Origin of the sequence: Erwinia sp., from assembly GCF_049696395.1 — a bacterium.
In the GTDB taxonomy this organism is placed as follows: Bacteria; Pseudomonadota; Gammaproteobacteria; order Enterobacterales; family Enterobacteriaceae; genus Erwinia.
Genome location: NZ_JBAVTT010000153.1, coordinates 1 through 2626 on the forward strand (window position 1 = coordinate 1; position 2626 = coordinate 2626).

General features: G+C 63.2%; 2 protein-coding genes. Both read left to right on the forward strand.

Annotated elements, in window-relative coordinates; all coding sequences use genetic code 11:
- Positions 1 to 975, forward strand: a 975-nt coding sequence (locus WCC56_RS18585; RefSeq protein ID WP_424693805.1) for a PLP-dependent aminotransferase family protein, incomplete at its 5' end; no start/stop codon positions are given.
- A gap of 365 nt (positions 976 to 1340) precedes the next feature.
- Positions 1341 to 2579: an OprD family porin gene (locus WCC56_RS18590; RefSeq protein WP_424693806.1), complete on the forward strand. Its 1239-nt coding sequence runs from the start codon at positions 1341 to 1343 to the stop codon at positions 2577 to 2579.
- Positions 2580 to 2626: the final 47 nt, after the last annotated feature.

A 2626-nucleotide genomic window follows, 5' to 3' on the forward strand; every position in this document is an offset into this window, starting at 1 on the left:
CCACAAGGCATGCCTGCGCTGCGCAGCGCGATCGCTGACTACCTCAACCTCGAACGGGGGGCTCAGGCGACTGCCGATCGGGTGCTGATCCTCACCAGCTCGCAGCAGGCACTTGGCCTGTGCGCCCAAGTGCTCATGGATGCCGGCGATCAGGTGCTGGTCGAAGACCCGCTCTACCAAGGCACCCGCAAAGCCATCGCCGCCGCAGGCCTGGCAGGCGTGCCCGTGCCGGTGGATGAAAACGGCATGCGGGTAGAGGACATGGCGCGGCTGGCCGTCAATGCCAGGGCGGTTTTTCTTACGCCCTCCCACCAATACCCCACCGGCGCGACCTTGTCGCTGGACAGGCGCCTGCAGGCGATCGAATGGGCCCGGCAGCAGCGAGCCTGGATCATCGAAGACGACTACGACAGCGAGTTCCACTACGAAGGCCGGCCGACTGCCTGTGTGCAGGGCCTGGACGCGCATGACCGCACGCTCTACATCGGTACCTTCACCAAGTCGCTGTTTGCCGGCCTGCGTATCGGCTACCTGCTGTTGCCCCCCTCGCTCGTCGCCCCGATGACCAGCGCACGTACGCTGCAGGACGGGCATAACGCGTCCATTGCGCAACTGACCTTGGCAAGGTTCATGGAGGGCGGGCATTACACGGCTCATGTGCGGGCCATGCGGGCGCTGTATGCCGAGAGACGGGACGTGCTGGCTGAACTCGTGCACAAGCATCTGGGGGCGTTTCTAGCGCCGTGCATCCCGGCCGGCGGGCTGCAGATGCCCTGCCATTTCGTGCAGGGTTTGCCTGAAGAGGCGGTGGTCAAGGCGGCGCGCGCGGTAGGGATTGATCTGCTGGGGCTCGGCAGTTTGTATGCGACGCCGCGCAATGATACCGGCCTGTTGATGGGGTTCGCGGCGCAGACGCCAGCCGAGATGCGGGTAGCGGTAGAGGCGCTGGCGAAGGTGTTTGCGCGGGTGAAATAGGGGCTGGCTGCTGCCGCCTTCGGATGCCGTTTTGGGCTCACGGTGTATGCCTATCGCGATCCCCGTCGAGAACCCGCACCAAACCCCAAGTCATAGTACCTCCACAAAACCATCGCACCACAAAGCGTTGACATCCCCCTCCCCACTTGCTAAAAATCGCTCAAGTTGTACGACAACGCATAACAAAAACAACAATCAGTGGAAGATCCCATGTCGACACACCTCGCGCACTACCCTCGCCGCTCGCCTGTCCCGTTTTCACCCCCTAGGCCCTGACCGGTCCGTTACCCACCCGCCCTCGCCGCAGGCCGCTTGCGCGTGCCCGGTGGACGGGCTGCCACACCCTTTTGTGGAGCACAACAATAATGAAAATCTGCCAAACCCTACCCTTTGCCCTGCTGGGCGCCGGCATGCTCGGGAGCCTGCCGGGCACCAGCGTGGCGGCGGGCTTCATCGAAGACTCCAAGGCCACGCTCGGCCTGCGCAACTTCTACATCAACCGCAACTTCACCAACCCCAGCAACCCGCAAAGCAAGGCCGAGGAATGGACGCAGAGCTTCATCCTCGATGCCCGCTCGGGGTTCACCGAGGGGCCGGTGGGGTTCGGTGTGGATGTGCTGGGGCTGTGGTCGGTCAAGCTCGATGGCGGTGGCGGCACCTACGGCACCGCGCTGCTGCCGCGCCACGACGATGGGCAGCCGGCCGATGATTACGGGCGGCTGGCGGTGGCAGGCAAGGCGCGCATCTCGAAGACCGAGCTGAAGATCGGGGAATGGATGCCGGTGCTGCCGATTCTGCGTTCCGACGATGGCCGTTCGCTGCCGCAGACGTTCCGCGGGGGGCAGGTCACCTCCAACGAGATCGCCGGGCTGACGCTGTATGGCGGGCAGTTCCGTGGCAACAGCCCGCGCAACGACGCGAGCATGGAGGACATGAGCTACGGCGGTGGGCTTTCGGACCGCTTCAACTTCGTCTGCGGCGAATACAAGTTCAACCAGGACCGCACGCTGGTCGGTCTATGGAATGCAGTGCTCAAGGACGTCTACCAGCAGCAGTACCTGCAGTTGAGCCACAGCCAGCCAGTGGGTGACTGGACCCTGGGTGCCAACCTGGGCTACTTCCATGGCGATGAAGACGGCTCCGAACGTGCCGGGCAGCTGGACAACAAGACCTATTCGGGGATGTTCTCGGCCAAGTACGGCGGCAACACCTTCTGGGTCGGCCTGCAGAAGGTCGATGGCGATACCTGGATGCGGGTCAACGGCACCAGCGGCGGAACGCTGGCCAACGACAGCTACAACTCAAGCTTCGATAACGCCAATGAGCGGTCGTGGCAGGTGCGGCACGACTTCAACTTCGTCACCGTCGGGGTGCCTGGGCTGACATTGATGAACCGCTACATCAGCGGGCAGGATGTGCACACAGGGGCGGTTACCGATGGCAAGGAATGGGTGCGCGAGACGGAGCTGGCCTATGTGATCCAGAGCGGGGCGTTCAAGGACTTGAGTGTGAAGTGGCGTAACTCGAGTATTCGCCGGGATTACAGCAACAACGAGTTCGATGAGAACCGGTTGATCTTCAACTACCCCCTGTCGCTGTTGTAACCCAGGCGTCCCTGTAGCAACGGCCTTGTGTAGGAGCGGCCTTGCGT